The sequence below is a fragment of the Hathewaya limosa genome (genome assembly GCF_030815255.1).
GTDB classification, from domain to species: domain Bacteria; phylum Bacillota; class Clostridia; order Clostridiales; family Clostridiaceae; genus Hathewaya; species Hathewaya limosa.
Genome location: NZ_JAUSWN010000002.1, coordinates 94573 through 114504 on the forward strand (window position 1 = coordinate 94573; position 19932 = coordinate 114504).

Sequence of the window (19932 nt, forward strand, 5' to 3'; positions counted from 1 at the left end):
AGTCCCCCTAAATATAATTCATTACAACTTTTTAACTTCTTCTTTTAACTTTTGATTTAGTGTATTTATTACATATTCTAAATTTGTTTCCCCATATTGTTGTATAAATTTTAAATTATCTACAGTGATTTCTACAACCTTATTTATCCACCTTAAAACCTTTTCTTCATATACCTTTTCAGTATCATAATTTACTAGAATAGTTCCTATTATATAATTAAAGGATATATTTGTAATACCGTCTAGGTTCTTAACTCCTTCGATTACAAATTTATCATATTCCCTAAATTCTTCTGGAACCTTAACTGATGTTGGCACTTTAAGTCTTAGTCTTCCAGGTATACTATGAACAACTTTAACTTTAGCAAAATGTTTAACTATATAAGCTTTAAAATCTATCACTTTAGTACCTCCTTAAACTATTTACAAATAGAGGAATAAGCCCACCAAAGATAAGTTATACCTCCCGGAGTAATGGCCGGATTCTTTCTTATTTTATACACACCAAGAACTATAAATAATATAATCAAACATGTTTTCATATCTATAATTCCATTACTTTTATCATAAACAGCCAGATTTAAACACTCATTTATGTTCTTTATTTCTGAACCTATTAATGCTTGTGGCTCATCATTTAACTTCTCTTCTAAATTTAACATTTTTATTATTATCCCTATTATTAAAACAGGTTTTAATTTGGACTCATCATATTTTACTAATAATGATCCTGTATATTTATTGGCTTCCACTGTTTCAATACCTTGAATTTGAGAAAATTGAGTTATAAACATATTAATTGTATCCTCATTATTCTTAAACATAGGTACATAAAACCTTATTCGTCCAGATAATGCATGTCTAACTTCTAAATTATTTTTAAAATTGGGTAAACTCATTGTCTTCTTGCGCTGCTGCTTTTTTCCCTTAACTACATCTGTAATTATCATACTTCCTAAAGAATATATAATTAATCTACTTATCCAACTATTCACCTAGTCACCTCTTTTCTTTATAGTAAATTCTTTATCGTCAATTTTTTCTTAATTAATTATATATATTACTATAAAATTTTATGAAATTAAATACTATGGTAGAAATTTTTTCTTATTTTGAATTTTAAAATGATTTATGAAAAAGAGACAATTTGTTCTTGTCTCTCTCGTTTAATTTCGATTATTTTTTTAATCATAAAACATTATACCATCTTAATCTTTATTTAAAAATTTCTATCGCTCTATCTAAAATTCCTGTTAGATACGCTATAGTAATACCATAATTAGTTATAGGTACATCTTTTTCTTTACATACTTGTATTCTATTTAAAATAGTTTTTCTAGTCATCATACAGGCGCCACAATGAATAACCAAGTCATATTTTTCAATATCCTGTGGAAAGTCATTACCTGTTCTAAATTCGAAGTTAAGTTTTTTATCCACAAATTTGTTTATTAATTGTGGAATTTTTACTCTTCCTATATCTTCATGTGAAGTATTATGTGTACAACTTTCCATCATAAGAATTTTTGATCCTTCTTTTAATTCTTTTATTTTTGAAACACCCTTCACAAAAGCATTTATTTCTCCTTTATGACGTGCAAATAATATAGAAAAACTAGTTAAACTTATGTTTTGTGGAACAATTTTATTTACTCTTTTAAAAGCCTGGGAATCTGTAATTACCAAATCTATATCTTTAGTATCCTTTATAGCAGATTCTAATTCTGTATCACGCACTACATAACTTTTAATACCATGATCTAAACAATCCCTTATAACCTGTACTTGGGGTAGGATGAGTCTTCCCTTGGGAGCTTCAGAATCTATAGGAACTACTAATATAACCTTGCTATTATACGATAATAATCCTTCCATTATCCTTGGCTCTTCTTCTGCATTTTTAAGTTCTTTTATTATTTCTTCTCTTAATAAATCAACGCCTTCTTGTTTTTTTGTAGAAATGAAAACTTCCTTAGGAAATCTTTCTTTTAACTTTTTTAATTCTTTTTCATTTAAAGTATCAATTTTATTAAAAATAACTATGTATGGAATGTTAAACTGTTTAAATTTATTAACCGTATCTTTAAAAGATTTTTCATCTATATCATTGACATCCATAACATAAAGTGCCAAGTCGGTTATTTGAATCAATTCAAATGTTTTTTTTACTCTCAGTTCACCTAAAACCCCTTCATCATCTAGTCCTGCAGTATCAATAAACCTAACTGGGCCAAATGGTATGAGTTCCATTGTTTTAAAAACTGGATCAGTTGTCGTACCTTTAACATCAGACACTAAAGCTACTTCTTGTCCTGTTATTAAATTTACAAGTGAAGATTTACCTGCATTACGTTTCCCATATATACCAATTTGTTTTCTATTAGCATTAGGTGTATTATTCATAAGACCCTCCCAATATATAAAACTTTTTCATTTATTTATGTCCATATTTGTAATATAAAGTAAGTCAATTCATCATAAATGCTTCCAATTTATATTATCTCCTCTTGACATATCAAGAGAAAATCCTGCTTTTTTTATTCTTTGTTCTATGCATTTACGACACTCTGCAGCCTCATCTCCTGTACATACTTTCCCATCATAAAGTGCATATTTTTTTCTAACCGATATGGGTGATAAATTAGGCATAACTACGTTGGCTCCAGCCTTTAATCCTTTCTCCCTTCCAAATGGATCTATAGTTCCTAATGCCGTTGTTGCTGGTAACAACACATCTGGCAATAGTAATCTTATTAAAGCTAACATTATTGTAGTTTTCTCAACAGTTCCTCCTTGTGCTTTTCCCAATACAGTATCTTTATGGGGAATAAATGGACCTATACCTACCATATGTGGCTCAAGTTTTTTTAAAAACAATAGATCTTTAACATAATCTAAATTGGTTTGTCCTGGAAGCCCCAACATAAACCCTGCCCCTACTTGATAACCTATTTTTTTTAAATTCCAAAGACATTGTTGCCTATTTTCCATACTGTATCCTGGATGCAAACTTTCATATAAATCCTTATTTGCCGTTTCATGTCTTAAAAGATATCTATCAGCTCCGGCATCATAAAATTTTTTATAACTGTCATAAGATTTTTCTCCTATAGATAATGTAATAGCTACCTCTGGATATTTTCTTTTTATAGTGTTAATTATTTTAACTATTTTATCATCTGTGTAGTAAGGATCTTCACCTCCTTGAAGCACAAAAGTTCTATACCCCAAACTATACCCCTCATGACAAGCTTCAAGTATCTCTTCTACTAAAAGTCTATATCTATCGGCATGTTGATTTTTGCAGCTTATACCACAATATATACAATTACGCTTACAATAATTAGTGAACTCTATAAGACCACGCATAAATACTTTATCACCATAAACTTTAAGTCTTGTATCTAATGCCTTACTTTTTAAATATACTGTGCTTTCTTCATTAAGGTTGTTTAATATATATAAAATTTCTTCTTCTTCAAGGTAATTATTTTTATATAGTTTATCAATAAGTCTTTTCATATTTTAAAGTTCCTTTTTTGATATAGATGTTTTTACTGAAACATGTTCTATGTTTCCTAACTTTCCTGTTAAGCTATTTATCTCATCTAGGTCACCTACAACAATTATAGAAATCACTGAAACCTCTTCCTCTTGAAAAGGTACTCCCATTCTACCTCTTACCATTCCTTTAAATTCTGATATAACATTATTAAATTGGTTTTGACATATTTTAGGTTCCTCTAATATTGCACTTATAACAGCTATCTTTTTCAACGACCTCACTCCTTTACTGTAATAATAAAAAAACTTTCCCACCGGAAAGTAATATAAAAATAACCTTAAAAGTTCTAAAGTTTATAATTCATATTTTTAACTTCCTTTCAAATTAGATAAATCTTTTTTGTTAGGTTATTATTTTTTAATAGACAAATATTCAAAGGATATCCTCTGAATATTTGAATTTTTCCTAATTATCAACTTCATTGTACTCCTGTACTTCTATAAAATCAACGAGTAAAGTTATATATTATTCTTGAAAATTTAAGGATATAATCATACCATCATTTCCTATAACCGAATTTTTATGAACCTCCAAACAATTCTTAGCATATTCTTCTGGATTTGTCATGGCTGGACTGAAATGAGTTAAAACTAGTCTATCAACGCTTGACTCTTTTGCTAAAGTTGCTGCTTCTCTAAATGTCATATGCTTATTTTTTATTGCTTTTTCTATGTCATCGTCATTCCCATACGTACCCTCACATATAAATAAATTACTATTTTCTATAAATTTCTTAGCTTCCTTTATTGGTCTTGTATCTGTTATATAAGATATTTTTATTCCATTTCTCTCTTCACCTAATACCAAATTCGGAGTATATATCCTATCTTCTAGTTCAATAGTTTCTCCTTTTTGTAGCCTATTCCAAATAACCTTGGGCACGTTATTATTTGTGGCTTTTTCAACATTAAATTTAGGATTACGTTTGTAATAAAAACTATATCCTATACAGTGACTTGAATGTTCTAGCTTCATAGTTGATATTACTATATTTGAATCTTTTTCATTTTCACATATTATTATTCCATTTTTATCTACTTTCATGAAAATATCCATACTAGGATTTTCTATAATATTAAGTTGATATGGTAAATATGGATTAATAACATTTAATCCTTCAACAACTTTTTTGATTCCCTCAGGACCAATAATAGTTATAGGATCTAACCTTCCACTATTTCCAATAGTAGATAGTAATCCTGTTAACCCTATAATATGATCTCCATGACAATGAGTAATGCAAATTACATCTAATGATTTAAAACCTCTTCCTAAAATTCTCATTGCCACCTGTGTTCCTTCACCTGCATCTATTAATATTTTTCTTCCTAAATAGCTTATAATACTTGAGGCTAAAAACCTGTACGGCATAGGCATATTTCCACCAGTACCTAATAAACATATATCTATCATATTATTACCACCCGACTTAATTAATTTAACTTAAGTTATTATCTCACTAACCTAATATCTAAATTCTTAAAACTAAGAAAGTAATTTTAAAAATAAATATACTAACATATAATTAACAATTTATTTTTTCTTTGTTTAAAAGTAAAGACTTTTTATATTTCTTTACTAATATAATTGATATAATAAAAGTAATTCCCTCTGCAAAAGGCACAGTAAGCCATACTCCTGAAACATTTAATACTGGAACCAAAATTAATAATCCTAAACTTGAAAAAATTATTCCTGAACTCAAGGATAAAAAAATTGAAGCCTTGGCCTTTTCAATAGACTGCAGAAAATATAGGCTTACGACATTTGAAGCACAAAATACATACCCTAAAAAGTATAACCTAATTCCTTTTACACATATATTAATAAGTTCTGTATTTCCTTTAGTAAATATACCTACTATATCTTTGGGGAATATTAGTAATAACCCATAACAAAATATTGCTAGAGAAATTGCAGTAAATAAAGCATATTTCAATGCTTCATATACCCTATCTGTCTTTTTGCCACCAAAATTAACACTAACAATTGGTTGAATACATTGTGCTATACCAGCAAAAATACAAGTTCCTACATAAGCTATATTAGTTATTATTCCATAGGCTGATACATATATTTCTCCACCTAAATTCATTAAAGTTTTATTAAACATAAACAAAAGCGTTCCTCTACAAACTTCTAAAATAAAGGTTCCAAATCCATTTTTAAAGATCCTTAAAATTAAACTAAACCTTATACTTATCTTTTTTAAAACTAAAGTATTGTATTTTTGGGTAAAATGGATACATAAAATAACTAAATTAACTATTGGTGAAATAACCGTTGCAATGACCGCCCCTTTCATTCCCCAATGAAAAATAAAGATAAATACATAATCTAAAATAACATTAGTTATATTTCCAATAACTGTGGCTATCATAACTAACTTAGGATCTTTGTCGTTTCTAATAAATGAACCTAATACTACCGAAAGTATAAATGCCCAACTGAAACTAATTAAGATAGATAAATATTCATTAACTAAAGGAAGAATTTTTGTAGATGCTCCCAATATAACACAAATTTGTTTTGAAAATATGTTTCCAAATATAGATATAATTATTCCTAAAATAATAGATATGTAAATGGAAATATTAAAAACTTTTACACTTTTATCTCTCTGCCCCCTTCCAATAAACACCGATGCAGTGCTTGCCCCTCCAATACCTAACATTAAAGATATTGATGAGGATACAGTAAAAATAGGCATAGCTATGTTTAGAGCAGCAATACCATCACTGCCAACTCCAATACCTATAAACATAGTATCCACAAATATATACATAGAAATAGCTATAGCTGCTAATACAGATGAAGTTAAATATTTAATAAATAATTTATTTATATCATCCTTTAACAAGTCAATTTTTTCTTGCATTTCATACCCCCCATATTGTTCTAAAAATTCAAAATATTCATTTCAGTATATAATAATTTCTGTTTTTAAAATTGTCAATACACAACTTTTATCTTAATAATAACTTATAATAAAAAATTACCTAAGATATAAAATCCTAAGTAATTCTAATTTTAAAATTCTATTCTTTAAAAACTATTAATCTTTTTCTAGACTGCATTACAAATATTATAGAAATAACACACGTGATCCCTTCTGCAAAAGGAACAGTAAACCACACACCTAGTATATTGAACAAATATACTAATATAAACAATCCCGAACTTGAAAATACAATTCCAGAACTTAATGAAATTGCTATAGACTCTTTAGCTCTTTCTATAGATTGTAGAAAATACAATACAACCATATTTATAGAACAAAATGCATATGAAAGGAAATATATTCTCATCCCTTTAATAGTTATATCAACTAGTTCTTTATCACCTGTAGTAAATAAAGATATTATATACTCTGGAAAAATTAAAACCACTACGTATAATGTAAATCCCACAATAACTGATGTACTTAATGCATATTTTAATGCTGTATATACTCTCTTTATTTTTTTAGCTCCAAAATTTACACTAATAATAGGTTGTATACTTTGTGCTATACCTGCAAATATACAAGTACCTACATATGCTACATTAACTATTATTCCATAAGATGAAACGTAAATTTCTCCCCCCAATGTCATTAAAGTCTTATTAAATAAAAATAACATTACGCCATGACATACATCCTGTATAAATGTTCCAAAACCATTCTTTATAATCCTCATTATAATAGCAAATTCTACTTTTACCTTTTTAAAGGAAAGAGTATTATTCTTTGATTTAAAATGTATACTTAAAAGTAATATATTTATTATTGGTGAAATAACAGTAGCAAGAACAGCCCCTTTCATTCCCCAATGGAAAATAAATATAAATACATAATCTAATACAACATTACTGATATTAGCAATTATTGTTGCCCTCATAACCAACTTAGGATTCTTATCATTTCTAATAAAACACCCTAATACTCCTGCAATTAAAAACGCCCAAGTAAAACTAATCAAGATTGAAAGATATTCATTGACTAAAGGTAAAATTGTTTGGGATGCTCCTAAAAACAAACATATTTGTTTTGAAAAAACATTACCTAATATAGAAATACTTATTCCTAATATAGTCGCTATTAACATTGAAATAGTAAATATCTTAGAACCCTCTTCTTTCTTACCTTGTCCTACACATATAGATAATGTGGTTGCCCCTCCAATTCCTAATATTAATGCCAAAGAAGATGAAATTGTAAAAACGGGCAAAGAAATATTTAATGCCGCAAGACCACTACTCCCTACTCCAAGACCTATAAACATAGTATCTACAAATATATACATGGCAATGGCTATGGATGATAAAACAGATGGTATTAAGTATCTGATAAACAACTTCTTTAAATCATCATTTAATAAATCAAATTTTTTCTTCATATTGTGTTGTTCCCCTAATCAATTTTTACTATATTTAAATATTCTTAATATAAATTATAGCATATAATAACTTATGATAAACTTTTACGAGTTACATTAAACCCTTAATATTAAATAATCTCCATTTTTCATTTTTACAACATCTGCTTTCATTGCTTTTGCAACATCTTGAACCATAACTTTTTGTTCATTCTCATTGTTTGCAAAGAGAGTTAGTTGAGCTCCACCTATTACTCTAGTTTTATCCCTAGTAACTATGGCCAACAACTGGTAACTTGGTCTTGAAGTTGCTTCACGTCCCATTTTATTCACTTCCTCTCCTTACTTTTTCATAACTGAATGACTCTTTTTAACACTTTCTAATAATGGTGTTTCCTTAACTACTTTTATTAATCTTTCCATATCATTTATTATAGGAATTAATGCTATAACAATTCTTCCATCTTTATAATCTTTACGAGTAAAATGATATCGTTTTACCCCTAATGCTCTAGTAGCTTCAAATAAAGCCGCTTGTCTTTGACCAAAATTATCTAAAGTAATTCTAAAATGTTGTTCTTTAGGATAAATCACTACAGCCATTCCTTCCTTTTTAAACAGATTTATTGCATTATCTGTACCAAGCAAATTTGTTACATATATACCATCCACAAATAGTTCTGAATCCCTAATTTCTATTTTACCTGGTCTAACATATGCAATATCTTTGATACTTTTTCCTTTTAGAAACTTAGTTAAAAAATAAAATATAATGGCCGCAACAAAAATGGAGATTAATATTCTTAACAACACATACTGAACTCTTAACATGTGCATTACTAAAGATACTACAAGCGACATAATAAAAGAAACATAATTTCGTACTTCAAATGTCTTGGCTATACCATCTATATATGCATTTCCTCTAAATGCATACTCCGTACTCTCTAAATCTTTTAAACTTTCCCTTTCCACTTTTCTAACTTCTCTAAATTGTTGAATAGCTATAACTAACCATGTAACTGCTATATAATTTTTATTTAGTAAGGCTGGTATGGCTACAGACCCAAGTGCAGATGCAACAAATCCTGTTACTAAATTTAACATATATCCATTGGGGAAACTGGGATATTGTCTTGTATCCTCCTTAATAGTTAAAATTCTAGCCATTGTACCTGCTAAAATTGAAGTAACTATTATAATTATTTGTTCTAAAGAAATATATTGGTTATTCATAAATACTCCTTATATAAATTTAATAATACATCTATAATTTCCCTTGAGCACCTTCTTTATTCTTATATTTTTCCTATGTATAAGACATATAAAATTCTCAATTAATGATCTATCTATTATCCTAAAATTATTTATATAATTACAAAAAAGTGAACTCCGTAAAGTCCACTTTTTTATAAAATTTAACTTTTTAATTATTTTAACTGATGTATAATTTGTTTACATTCCTCTTCAATTTCCTCTATAGAATTGTGTATATAAATCCCATTACCACATGCAAAAATTCCTTCTTTAGAAGTCATATATCTATCATTCACTTTAGGTCCTGTTGTCATAGGATTTAATTCTATATTACTTCGCATAGCTACTAATCCATCTGAAACCATAGAATTTGCAAAAATTAAAGTGTCACATTCTATAACTTTTTCTATATTATCTTTACGTAATATTACCTTTTCAATTCTTCCCTTTCCACTGATAGATATTATATCATAACCTTCATATATGTTACTTGTTAATCCAAAAAACTCTTTGTTTTGGTCTTTGACTGCCATACCAACTATATTTAGGCCGTGTTCTTTTAATTCCTTTTGAATCATATACAAGGTATCATTATTAAATATAAAAATATTCCTTCCTAAAAGTATATCCTTCATATTCAAAATCTTTTTAGCCATACCAACAGTAAAAATTCCACTACATCTATCTCCAACCATATTCACGACTTTTCTTCCAGTATCCTTTGCCCCATTTGTTAAAATGATATTTCTACCTTCTATTTTTTCTACTCCATACTCTTCACTTATAAGTAATACCTGTTTATGTTCTTCAACCTTTAAAGCCATAGTATTTAACTTTATATCTATATTATTTAGTTGTTCTAATAATTGTTTTCTATATTCTTTTCCTGTTATATATTCTTTTTCACTTATATTATAATCTCCTAAAGTTAAAGCTTCACCTAAAATGCTACCTTTTTCAATTAATAAAATATCTTTAATCCCTGTTCTTTTTCCCTCTATAGCACATAAAAGTCCTGCTGCTCCTCCACCAATAATAATTAAATCATATTGTTTCATTATTAGGCCTCCCTAAATCCGATTGCTACAGAATCTTTGCTATTTTTGTTTATTTGGCTTATATCTACTCCTAATTCTTTACTTAAAATTTTGCTTATTGGTATCATACATCCTATTCCCTGACAACCTCCCATCATAGCCCTAGTTCTTCTCTTTATTCCATCTAATGTTCTAGCTCCTAAAGGTCTATTAATAGAATCTATTATTTCTCCCTCAGTTACTAATTCGCACTTACAAACTATTTTTCCATAGGAAGGATTTTTAGAAATTAACTCATTTTTTTCTTTTATATTAAGTTCTGAAAACTTGATAATTGCTTTTCTATTTGCCTTAAAATCAGCCTTTTTTATAAGGGCAATTCTTTTAGATAGAAGTTCTACTACATATTTTGCTATTGCAGGAGCAGCTGTTAAGCCTGGTGAATCAATTCCTATTACATTAATAAAATTATCAACACCTTTAACTTCTTCTATAATAAAATCTTCACCTTCTATTTTAGGTCTAATCCCACTAAATGTATTCAAAATTCTATTTGTAGGCATATCCTCTATACTTATCCTACCTTTGTGTAAAATTTCATCTATTCCCTCTCTAGAAGTTGAAATGTCTTCACCAGCTTTAGCATTAGGTCCTACTAAAAGGTTCCCTTCTATTGTAGGAGTAATTAATACTCCCTTACTTAATTCATTAGGTACTTGAAATAAAGTTTTTTTACACAATGTACCAGCTACCTTATCAAATAAACAGTATTCTCCTTTTGTACGATTTATTTTATACTTTTTCTCATTTACTAAGTTATTAATAAATGCACCCTGTAATCCGGCAGCATTTATAATTACACTACTATAAATACTTTTTCCATCTTTAAGACATACCTTGTACCCATGATTTTCTTTTTCAATGTTTATAACTTCCTCACCTAAAATAAATTCTACTCCGTTTTCTACAGCATTTTCCCCCAATGCTAGGGTCATTTCATATGGATTCACAATTCCTGAACTTTTAATATATAAAGCACCTATTATATTTGAATTTACATTATTCTCTAAATGTAATACTTGTTCTTTATTAAGTATCTCTAACCCCTTAACCCCTAAAGATTCACCATTTTCCTTTAATCTATAAATAGTATCCATTTCTTTATTATCAAATGCTAGAACTAAGGCACCATTTCGTTTAAATCTAAAATCTAATTCCCTTGATAATTTTTGGATCATACTATTGCCTTGTAAGTTAAATTTAGCTTTTAACGTTCCTTTTTTTTCATTAAATCCTCCATGGATTATACCACTATTAGCCTTTGAAACTCCCTCTGCAGCATCTTCATTCTTTTCAACTACAACTATATCTAAATCATACTTTGATAATTCTCTAGCTATGGAACATCCTACTACCCCTGCTCCTATAATTAAAATATCTTTCATGTAAGTTTCCTCCTTTTAATAAAAGCTATTTAATGTCAAGAATTTATTCTTTCATATTTTATCCTAATAATATCTTTTTAAAATAAGTCTTTATATCTACTGTCTTTATTATATTCTTTTAAGAAGTGTGCTTAAAATGAAGATTTAACATGATAATGATTATATTTTTAAATGATAACCTTACATACTACTCTAATTAGATAAAAAAATTCTCGGTAATATTTTTATCTATTACCGAGAACATCTTCTAAAAATTATTTTAATATATATTATTATTCCTTTTTAAATTACTCAAAATAGCATACTACAGGTGTGCCTGATTCTATGTTATTAAATATTGCACTTGCCACTCTATGTGGTGAGTTTATACAACCATGTGAACCACCTGTTTTATATATTTCTCCACCAAACTTATCTCTCCAACTAGCATCATGAATACCAATTCCTCCATTGAATGGCATCCAAAACTCAACTTTTGTACTATAATTTTCACCTTTTAATGTCGCATTTTTTTCTTTATATTTTAATTTATAAGTTCCTGCTGGTGTACCATTGTTATTACTTACATTTCCTGTAACAACATCCCCTTCTGTAATAAGAGAACCATTTTTATAAAACCACATGTGTTGTCTTGTTAGATTAATTTCTACATATGTGTTCCCAATGTCATTTGCTCCATGAGATACTGCTGTTTGAGCATACTTTGGTTTTCTTGTTATTGTTTGTCCATTTTTTATAGATGAAATTATATCTTTAGACTCTTCATAGCGATTGACTACCCAACCATAGTCTCCTCCTGGTACTTGTACCTCTCTACCTACTGATGTACTAAAATTCCTAGTCTTGCCACTAGTATTATATGTTCTAGCTAATGACCATACAAATTCCCTAACCCTATCATTATTAATATTAACATTTAAATTTTCATCAGTTTCAAGCCATTTATTTATAGTTGATCCATCTAAAACCTTTGTAACATCTCCAACTGCATAAGTAATTTTAGTTGATACATATTTATCAAGAATATTCTTAGCTTCACTAACCTCTTTTGACTTTGCAGTATACTTAGGATTCTCATAACATTTAGCAGATTCTAAATTAATATTAGTTTTTTTATTAATAATTGCGTTTTCAATATTTTTTGTTAAGAGTTCTTTATTTACTTTACTTCCATAAACCTCATCTACAATCTTATAACCATCATTAGTATATTCTAGTTTGGCACTTTGTGGTTTAACTATATTTTCTTCTTTAAAATAAGATAAATTATCTATATGTTCTTTTAATTTATTCTTATCATAAGAAACTAATTTTGAATCCTGAAAATCTTTATTTTGAGAAAATGCTACTATCCACGCAAAAGGATTTTGCTCATCTTTTATATCTTGAATTTTTCCTTTTGCATCATACTTTAACCCAATATCGGATGATTTAATTTGCTGATTTAAATTATTCCTTCCTTTTAGGTCTAAGGTATACGCATTAACTGCAGAAGAAAATTGTTTTTCTACTTCATCTACTGTCTTACCTGAAACATCAACATTATTAATCTTTGTACCAAAATAAAAATGATTGCTAAAATACATTGATATGCCTAAATATATTCCAAGTAATACAACAATAGAAGCGCTAATGCCAATAATAACTTTCCTCTGTGTTTTTATTTGTTTTTTCATAATGATTAATCTCCCATTCTATATTCTTAAATTTAATATTTTTTGTTATTAATTAACACTTCTTCTACTATATCTATTAGTTAATTTCATCATATTTTTAATACCCTTTTTACCCAAATCTTTTACTACATATACATTATAATTTATAATACATTTATATGTTCCATTCTATACTATATTATAATTTATACCTAAGGGCAATATAACTTATTTATATATTTTTTTATTAACTAGTACCTTTTAAAGTTATATATATTTTCTATCATCTAATATCCTTTTTAATATATAATTAAGATAAATATATGCCTTTAAGATTTATACTTTGTGATATAGAAAATATCATAATATAGTATTATTTACTATTTACTGCAAAATAATTTTCTATCTCATACTTGCTGTATCATTCTTATTATAGTCTTCTGTATTTAAAATATCTACAATAATAAAAATTTTTCAACTAAAATTTTTATTAATTTACTGCCAACATTTTATTAAATTTAAATATAGAACATATATACTAAAATAATATATGAGGAAGCTATTTAACATAACTTCCTCACCTTTAAATTTTAATATTACATCTCTACTAACTGTAACTTTGCATCTTTATATTCCTTATAAATGTTATTTATATTATTTCCCTGATCTGTTCCTTGATCTTTTATGGTATTAACTATTACACATCCTATATTTCTTCCTAAACTTAACCCTTGTTCAACATCTATTGGATAATGAATTCCTCCGTAAACTCTAGATATTGATGAATATACAGCTATTTTTCTTAACTTTTCACTTTCTGCTGGGAAAAAGTATGATAACACAACCTCAGCCATACCAGCTATAACCCCATGTCCAACAGGATAGCTAGGATCATAGCTAGTATTTAGATATGTTTTTAAACTTGGATCTAGTTGAACTGGTCTAGGTATTTGAAATTTGTATTTAAAATAATAACATATGGACATTGCATCATTAAATGCATCACCCATAATTGATAGAATCCTAGCAGAATCCATTGATGGAACCTTATATGTCTTTAACAAAGTATATACATTCTTAAAATGAAGAAGTACTACATTTTCTGAATTCCAATATGAGGCTAATGCCCTTTGTTTATCTGTTAATTCCTTTAATGATTCCTTTACTTCATTTAACTGAGTAACTCTAAAATCCATTGTATCTGATGGGGTTTTAATTTTAAATGCTACTTTATTACCTTTCAAATCATAAAAGTCATCCTTATCTCTTGTAAAAAACTTCAATGGCCAACTTCCTGCATCTTCTCCCTCACCTATAGGACCAAATTTCTCTCCTGGATAAGGTATTTCATTCCACCTAAATCTAGTCATAACTTTGCCTCCTAATTCTAAATTTGTATAAATATCTTTAAATAGCATATTAAATATTATTTATACTTATTTCATTATATTTTAATCTCACTATGTTATTCTTATTCAAAGATTCTTTTTATAATGTAAACACTCATATCCATACAAACTTATGCTAATCTAGATATAACAAATAAAAAAAGTAAGGAATCTTTTATTTATAATAATCCTTACTTTCATTATCCTTATTATTCAATTAGTTCTTTTTCGCTTCATAGATATATTAATTATTTAAAATAAACACCTACTAGTTTCATATCTTTATTATAAGATAATGTAAATTGAACATTACTATTTTCATATTGTGCAATAACTACAACTATGGCAATACTATTTTTCTCTTGGAAGATTATCTTTGATATAGATTTATACTTTCCCACCTTCTTAAAGTTAGACCATGCCTCTTTTAGTTGATCGCTTGAAACCTGCTTTTTTAAACTATCATCCATTCCATCCACAATATTATCGTATTTTTCATTATTAAAACAGTCTATTAACTTTTCTGATGACTCTTTTAACTTATTTTCATTGTAATTATCACTTAACTTTGAAGCACCACATCCACCTAACATACACATACATAATATTCCTATAATAAACTTATATAATTTTTTCATTTTTAACTACATCCCCTTTAAATAAATATTTAAATTTTATTGCAAAAATCAATAATAGCATAGAACACACTAAACACCAAATTTCTATTAAATATATATTAACCCCCAAATTAGATAGGATTCCAACAACAGAATCTATAATTCCATGGACTAATATAGCCAGGATTAAATATTTCTTATTATTTTTTTGAATTCCATATAGCACTAACAAGCTTAATACAACATGTATAATTATTGCACTTAGTCGTTCAATACTACCTAATAATACAATCATACTATTTAAGCTTTGAATCGTTGTTCTAATAGAATTCTCATTCATTATACAACCAGAACCATTACTTGAATAAATTACTATAATTAAATTTTGCAAATTGGCAATTCCCCCAAACATTATGGCCTCTATTCCTCCATGGCCTATTCCAAATGCAACTCCATCCTCCCAGCTTAAATTATTTTTTCTAAATACCTTAAACCCTAAAAATCTACCTATCTCTTCAAATAAGCCAGCGGTTATCCCCAAAAAAACACAGTATATAATAGGATAAATACTAGTCATTATAAGATACCAATTCATTTTAGGTAAGAGTTTTTGAATAATAGGTATTCTCAAAAAAACTTGGGATATTAAAAACATCAACATTCCACAAAGAAAATATTTTACTCTTTGCTTTTTAGTTAATATAAGATATATAAGATATCCTATGGGTATTCCAAAACAAATAAAGATATTTATAATAAAACATATAATTAAAGCTAAACACTTCACAATATCAACTCCTATACTAAGAGAAGTATTTATTAACACATAGGAATAACTATATTTACTTTAAATACTTTATCACTATAATCTATTCTCATGTCACCCTTATATTTTTCCAATGCCATTTTTACATTAATTAATCCAATAGCCTCATGATTTTTTTTAGTTGATTTAAATATCTCCTTACTTTTTATAGGTTTACTATTTATAGAATTAGTAATATTAATTACTATAAAATCATTAAATTTATCAACTTTTAAACATATATATTTATCATTAAATACATTTTTTGTACCTTCTATTGCATTATCTAAAAGATTTGAAAATATAGTAGTTAAGTCAATATCTTCAATAAACTCTAAAGTTACTTCTCCTATTTTACAATTAAAATCTATACAAAACACCTCTGCTCTTTGAACCTTATCGTTAATAATGATATTAAGTACTCTATTACTCGTATAATATTTTTGTACAAACTTATCAAATAACTTGTACATATTTTTAGAGTACTGTTGAGCTTTTTCATTTTGGTTAAACTTATATAATTCTTCTATAGTCTGTAGATGATTTTTCATGTCATGAATTATTTTTCTAGAACTTCTATACTTACTATCTAGATTACTATAATATTCGTATTGCATCTTACATTGTTGTTCATAAAGTAATATCTTATTTTTCAGCTCATTATTCTTTGATATAGATTCAAAAATATTAGTAATAAATATATTTAAAATAATAATTGAGGTTATACTTATTAGTAATAAAATTGTATCTTCAATAGATAAATATACTTGGATATACATCATAAGTACAGTTATATAGAAAATACTAAATATAGGTAAAATAAGAAAATTTAAATATTGTATCATGCTAATCATTTTAATTTTTTTATTTTTATACCATATTAAAAATAACCTTGAAGCACTTAGATTAGAAAACTGTGTAACTATACTTGTTGTTATTAAAAATATATCTAAACTATAAAAATTTATATTTGCACAAGTACAGATTATTTGAAACAAATAACTTGCACCTACTTGAAAAACTATCAGCACTATAATATAAATACTATAATATAAGATAAAGATTTTCTTATTATTATAAAAAAAATGACCAATAACAATAGTTATAATTATACTGATAATTAAATTTAATGTATTACTACAAAACATTTTTGAAATAAAGATTATAAGAGTAAATATTAAATAAACAAATATATAAGCATATTCACTATAATATATATTTCTTTCAAACTTACTCATAAAATTTAATATTATATATGTCGAAAATAACCCTAATATAAACATTATTAAATTTCCTAAAATTGTAATTGTATCAATCATACTGAAATCCCCCAATTATTTATTTCCAAATATGATTTTCCAAGAATATATTAAATGTTTCTCTAAATTCAACTGATCTTTTTTGAGAAAGAGGAACAATACTTCCATCCAACATTAAAAGATCATATCCCTTTATTGCCTTAATATAAAATAAGTTTACAGTAAAACTCTTATGCGGTACTAAAAACCCGAAACATTCCATATCAACAGCGATAGAAGATATCTTTTGTTTTGTTATATATGTTTTATTTAGAGTTTTAATTTTTACTTTTCTATTTACATATTCAAAATAATATATATCACTTGGAGCCAATCGTATGATCCCTTCATTTGTTACAAACTCAATTAAGTTATTTTCCTTTTTATTATTAAAATACTGCGTAGCCTCATCTAATTGAGAATATATTTTTTCCTTTACAATAGGCTTACTTAAATATCCAAAAGCATGAACTTCAAAAGCCAAATTTGTATACTCAGTAAAGTTTGTAACATATATTATCTTTACATTCTTATCATATTTCCTTATATGTTTTGCAGTTTCAATGCCATCTAATCCTTGCATATCAATATCTAAAAATATAATATCAAAGATCTTTTGTTCTTGTAATAACTCTTCTCCACATTCATAAGTCGCTATTAAACATTTGTCATTTTTATATTCTTCTAGACACTCCTTCATTCTACTTATAACATTTTTATTATCATCACATATTGCAATATTAATCATACTATCTCCACCAGTGAATATTTTATATTTTATTTTCCTAGGTAAGTTAATTATAAAATATATTATTTTTATTACAACATAGATTACTTAATATACAGTTTTTAATACCTAATATACATACTTATAATATAAAATTTATCTTAAAATAATACTAAAATTGTTTTAAGATGTTTTCCTATCTTTTTGTTGAATTTAGCATTAAAAACATAGAAATTTTGTTCATTTAAAAATTTCTCTACATTATTAAACATTAAATTTAAGCAATAAAAAATTCTCGCCTAAAGATATTAATCTTGTAAGCGAGAATTTTAATGTTTTTATTATAAATTTATCATAGGTAATTATATAAACTATACAATATTTTTTATATTAAATTATAATTTTTTAACAAACTCTGATTTCAGTTTCATAGCACCAAATCCATCAATTTTACAATCAATGTTATGATCACCTTCAACTAAACGTATATTCTTTACTTTAGTACCTTTCTTTAATGCAGATGAACAACCTTTTACCTTAAGATCTTTAATTATTGTTACAGAATCTCCATCACTTAAAAGATTTCCATTTGAATCTTTAACAATTAATTCATCTTCATTATTTTGATTTTCTGACTGTAAATTCCACTCATATGCACATTCTGGACAAACAAAAAAATTGCCATCCTCATAAGTATATTGTGAATTACATTTTGGACAATTTGGTAAGCTACTCATATTTTAAATTTCTCCTTTGTTCTTAAATCTTTTTCTCAAACATTATACATGAATTTTAAATAATAATAAAATAAATTTCTCATTTTATTTTAGTTTTAATATTTTTAATTCTAATTATGTAGTATTTACTCAAAATACATGCGAAGAAATTTAATCATACTATCTTTATTTTGTTGAAGTTGAGATATCCTATTTACATTGGCTCCAGAGGGGTGTGGAAACCCCCTTAGTATTTGCTTACTATCTATAACTCCATCTGATTGTAACTTACATAATACCTCTTCCACAGCCTTACCTAATGGTATTAATAATAGTTTTTTATGATCTTTTATGCTTTGTAGTTCATTAACAAAGTTATCATAAACATACTGCATCAAAAACTCATTCTTTAAAAGTTTAGGTGTATGGCCAGTATAGTTTTGTTTATTAACAAATACAGAATAAGGAATTAGGGACACCGTGTGTAATAAATAATCTTTATTGGAAAACAATTCATCACAACTATTAATATCTAAAATCTTATTAAGTTCTATTTCATTTAACATAGATATTATATTTTTTCTTAAACTACCACTAAATCTTCCTGAAACCTTACATTTATATTGTATAACCTTAATGTTCTCATTTAACTCCAATTCTTTTCTAGCAGTAGCTATGGCCATATTCATCTGTTGAAAACCTGGAGTTATTCCAATTATAAAAATACGTGCCCTTTGATTTATATATTCATTATGTGGTGCATAATATATTTCCATCTTATCTTGTTTATCAATCAAAAAATCTGATGTTAACAACTCTTCTCTTGTGTATTTATCTTTCAAAGGTAATTTTTTAATAACTTCTTTATAATCACTTAGCATCTTTTTCATAAATTTACTCCTATAGAATTATTTCTTTTTATCAATTTTAAAACAATATTATAATAAGTTTATGATTTTACAATTTATAACTAATTATTCGCTTTAATATTTTATATACTTTTTAAAATAAGCTTATTTAGATTTATAGTCTCTTCTTTAAAAATTTCCCCTAATAGCATTATT

Annotated in this window: 20 protein-coding genes; all 20 read right to left on the minus strand. The window is 26.7% G+C overall.

Annotated features, from left to right (window positions below; genetic code table 11):
• Positions 1-21: 21 nt before the first annotated feature.
• The 20 genes from QOZ93_RS01800 to QOZ93_RS01895 all read right to left on the minus strand — a co-directional run bounded on the left by QOZ93_RS01800 (position 22) and on the right by QOZ93_RS01895 (position 19758).
• Positions 22-402 carry an HMA2 domain-containing protein gene (locus tag QOZ93_RS01800; protein WP_307354885.1) on the minus strand — a complete coding sequence of 127 codons (381 nt, stop codon included), beginning with the start codon at positions 400-402 and terminating at the stop codon, positions 22-24.
• 17 nt (positions 403-419) lie between these two features.
• Positions 420-995: an HMA2 domain-containing protein gene (locus tag QOZ93_RS01805; protein ID WP_307354886.1), complete on the minus strand. Its 576-nt coding sequence runs from the start codon at positions 993-995 to the stop codon at positions 420-422.
• A gap of 220 nt (positions 996-1215) precedes the next feature.
• Complete coding sequence (gene hydF / locus QOZ93_RS01810) at positions 1216-2403, minus strand: [FeFe] hydrogenase H-cluster maturation GTPase HydF (protein WP_307354887.1); 1188 nt, start codon at positions 2401-2403, stop codon at positions 1216-1218.
• 72 nt (positions 2404-2475) lie between these two features.
• Complete coding sequence (gene hydE, locus QOZ93_RS01815) at positions 2476-3522, minus strand: [FeFe] hydrogenase H-cluster radical SAM maturase HydE (protein ID WP_307354888.1); 1047 nt, start codon at positions 3520-3522, stop codon at positions 2476-2478.
• A 3-nt stretch (positions 3523-3525) separates the two neighbouring features.
• Complete coding sequence (locus QOZ93_RS01820; protein WP_111944219.1) at positions 3526-3777, minus strand: TM1266 family iron-only hydrogenase system putative regulator; 252 nt, start codon at positions 3775-3777, stop codon at positions 3526-3528.
• A gap of 253 nt (positions 3778-4030) precedes the next feature.
• Entirely contained in the window at positions 4031-4978 is a 948-nt protein-coding gene (locus QOZ93_RS01825; RefSeq protein WP_307354889.1) for a ribonuclease Z, read from the minus strand.
• Between the two features lie 112 nt (positions 4979-5090).
• A complete protein-coding gene (locus QOZ93_RS01830; protein ID WP_307354890.1) occupies positions 5091-6443 on the minus strand; it encodes an MATE family efflux transporter in 1353 nt (450 codons plus the stop codon).
• Positions 6444-6603: 160 nt separating this feature from the next.
• A complete protein-coding gene (locus QOZ93_RS01835; RefSeq protein ID WP_307354891.1) occupies positions 6604-7944 on the minus strand; it encodes an MATE family efflux transporter in 1341 nt (446 codons plus the stop codon).
• Positions 7945-8040: 96 nt separating this feature from the next.
• A complete protein-coding gene (locus QOZ93_RS01840; RefSeq protein WP_307354892.1) occupies positions 8041-8247 on the minus strand; it encodes a capping complex subunit for YIEGIA in 207 nt (68 codons plus the stop codon).
• Between the two features lie 18 nt (positions 8248-8265).
• Positions 8266-9159, minus strand: coding sequence for a YIEGIA domain-containing protein (locus QOZ93_RS01845; protein ID WP_307354893.1), 894 nt, complete (start codon positions 9157-9159; stop codon positions 8266-8268).
• A 194-nt stretch (positions 9160-9353) separates the two neighbouring features.
• Entirely contained in the window at positions 9354-10238 is an 885-nt protein-coding gene (locus QOZ93_RS01850; protein ID WP_307354894.1) for an FAD-dependent oxidoreductase, read from the minus strand.
• Positions 10239-10240: 2 nt separating this feature from the next.
• Positions 10241-11662 (minus strand): NAD(P)/FAD-dependent oxidoreductase, encoded by a 1422-nt coding sequence (locus tag QOZ93_RS01855; protein WP_307354895.1) that lies wholly within the window; start codon positions 11660-11662, stop codon positions 10241-10243.
• A 287-nt stretch (positions 11663-11949) separates the two neighbouring features.
• Positions 11950-13338 carry a L,D-transpeptidase family protein gene (locus QOZ93_RS01860; RefSeq protein ID WP_307354896.1) on the minus strand — a complete coding sequence of 463 codons (1389 nt, stop codon included), beginning with the start codon at positions 13336-13338 and terminating at the stop codon, positions 11950-11952.
• A gap of 575 nt (positions 13339-13913) precedes the next feature.
• Positions 13914-14687, minus strand: coding sequence for a phosphatase PAP2 family protein (locus QOZ93_RS01865; protein WP_307354897.1), 774 nt, complete (start codon positions 14685-14687; stop codon positions 13914-13916).
• Between the two features lie 266 nt (positions 14688-14953).
• On the minus strand, positions 14954-15343 hold the full coding sequence (locus tag QOZ93_RS01870) for a DUF3887 domain-containing protein (RefSeq protein ID WP_307354898.1): 390 nt from the start codon (positions 15341-15343) through the stop codon (positions 14954-14956).
• On the minus strand, positions 15327-16109 hold the full coding sequence (locus QOZ93_RS01875; RefSeq protein ID WP_307354899.1) for a YhfC family intramembrane metalloprotease: 783 nt from the start codon (positions 16107-16109) through the stop codon (positions 15327-15329). Before QOZ93_RS01875 ends, QOZ93_RS01870 begins: the two co-directional genes overlap by 17 nt.
• Before the next feature lie 32 nt (positions 16110-16141).
• Positions 16142-17446, minus strand: a complete 1305-nt coding sequence (locus QOZ93_RS01880) for a sensor histidine kinase (protein ID WP_307354900.1) — start codon at positions 17444-17446, stop codon at positions 16142-16144.
• Positions 17447-17465: 19 nt separating this feature from the next.
• Positions 17466-18173 carry a LytR/AlgR family response regulator transcription factor gene (locus QOZ93_RS01885; RefSeq protein ID WP_307354901.1) on the minus strand — a complete coding sequence of 236 codons (708 nt, stop codon included), beginning with the start codon at positions 18171-18173 and terminating at the stop codon, positions 17466-17468.
• A 374-nt stretch (positions 18174-18547) separates the two neighbouring features.
• Entirely contained in the window at positions 18548-18889 is a 342-nt protein-coding gene (locus QOZ93_RS01890; RefSeq protein ID WP_111944230.1) for a zinc ribbon domain-containing protein YjdM, read from the minus strand.
• 125 nt (positions 18890-19014) lie between these two features.
• Entirely contained in the window at positions 19015-19758 is a 744-nt protein-coding gene (locus tag QOZ93_RS01895) for a hypothetical protein (protein ID WP_307354902.1), read from the minus strand.
• Positions 19759-19932 lie beyond the last annotated feature (174 nt).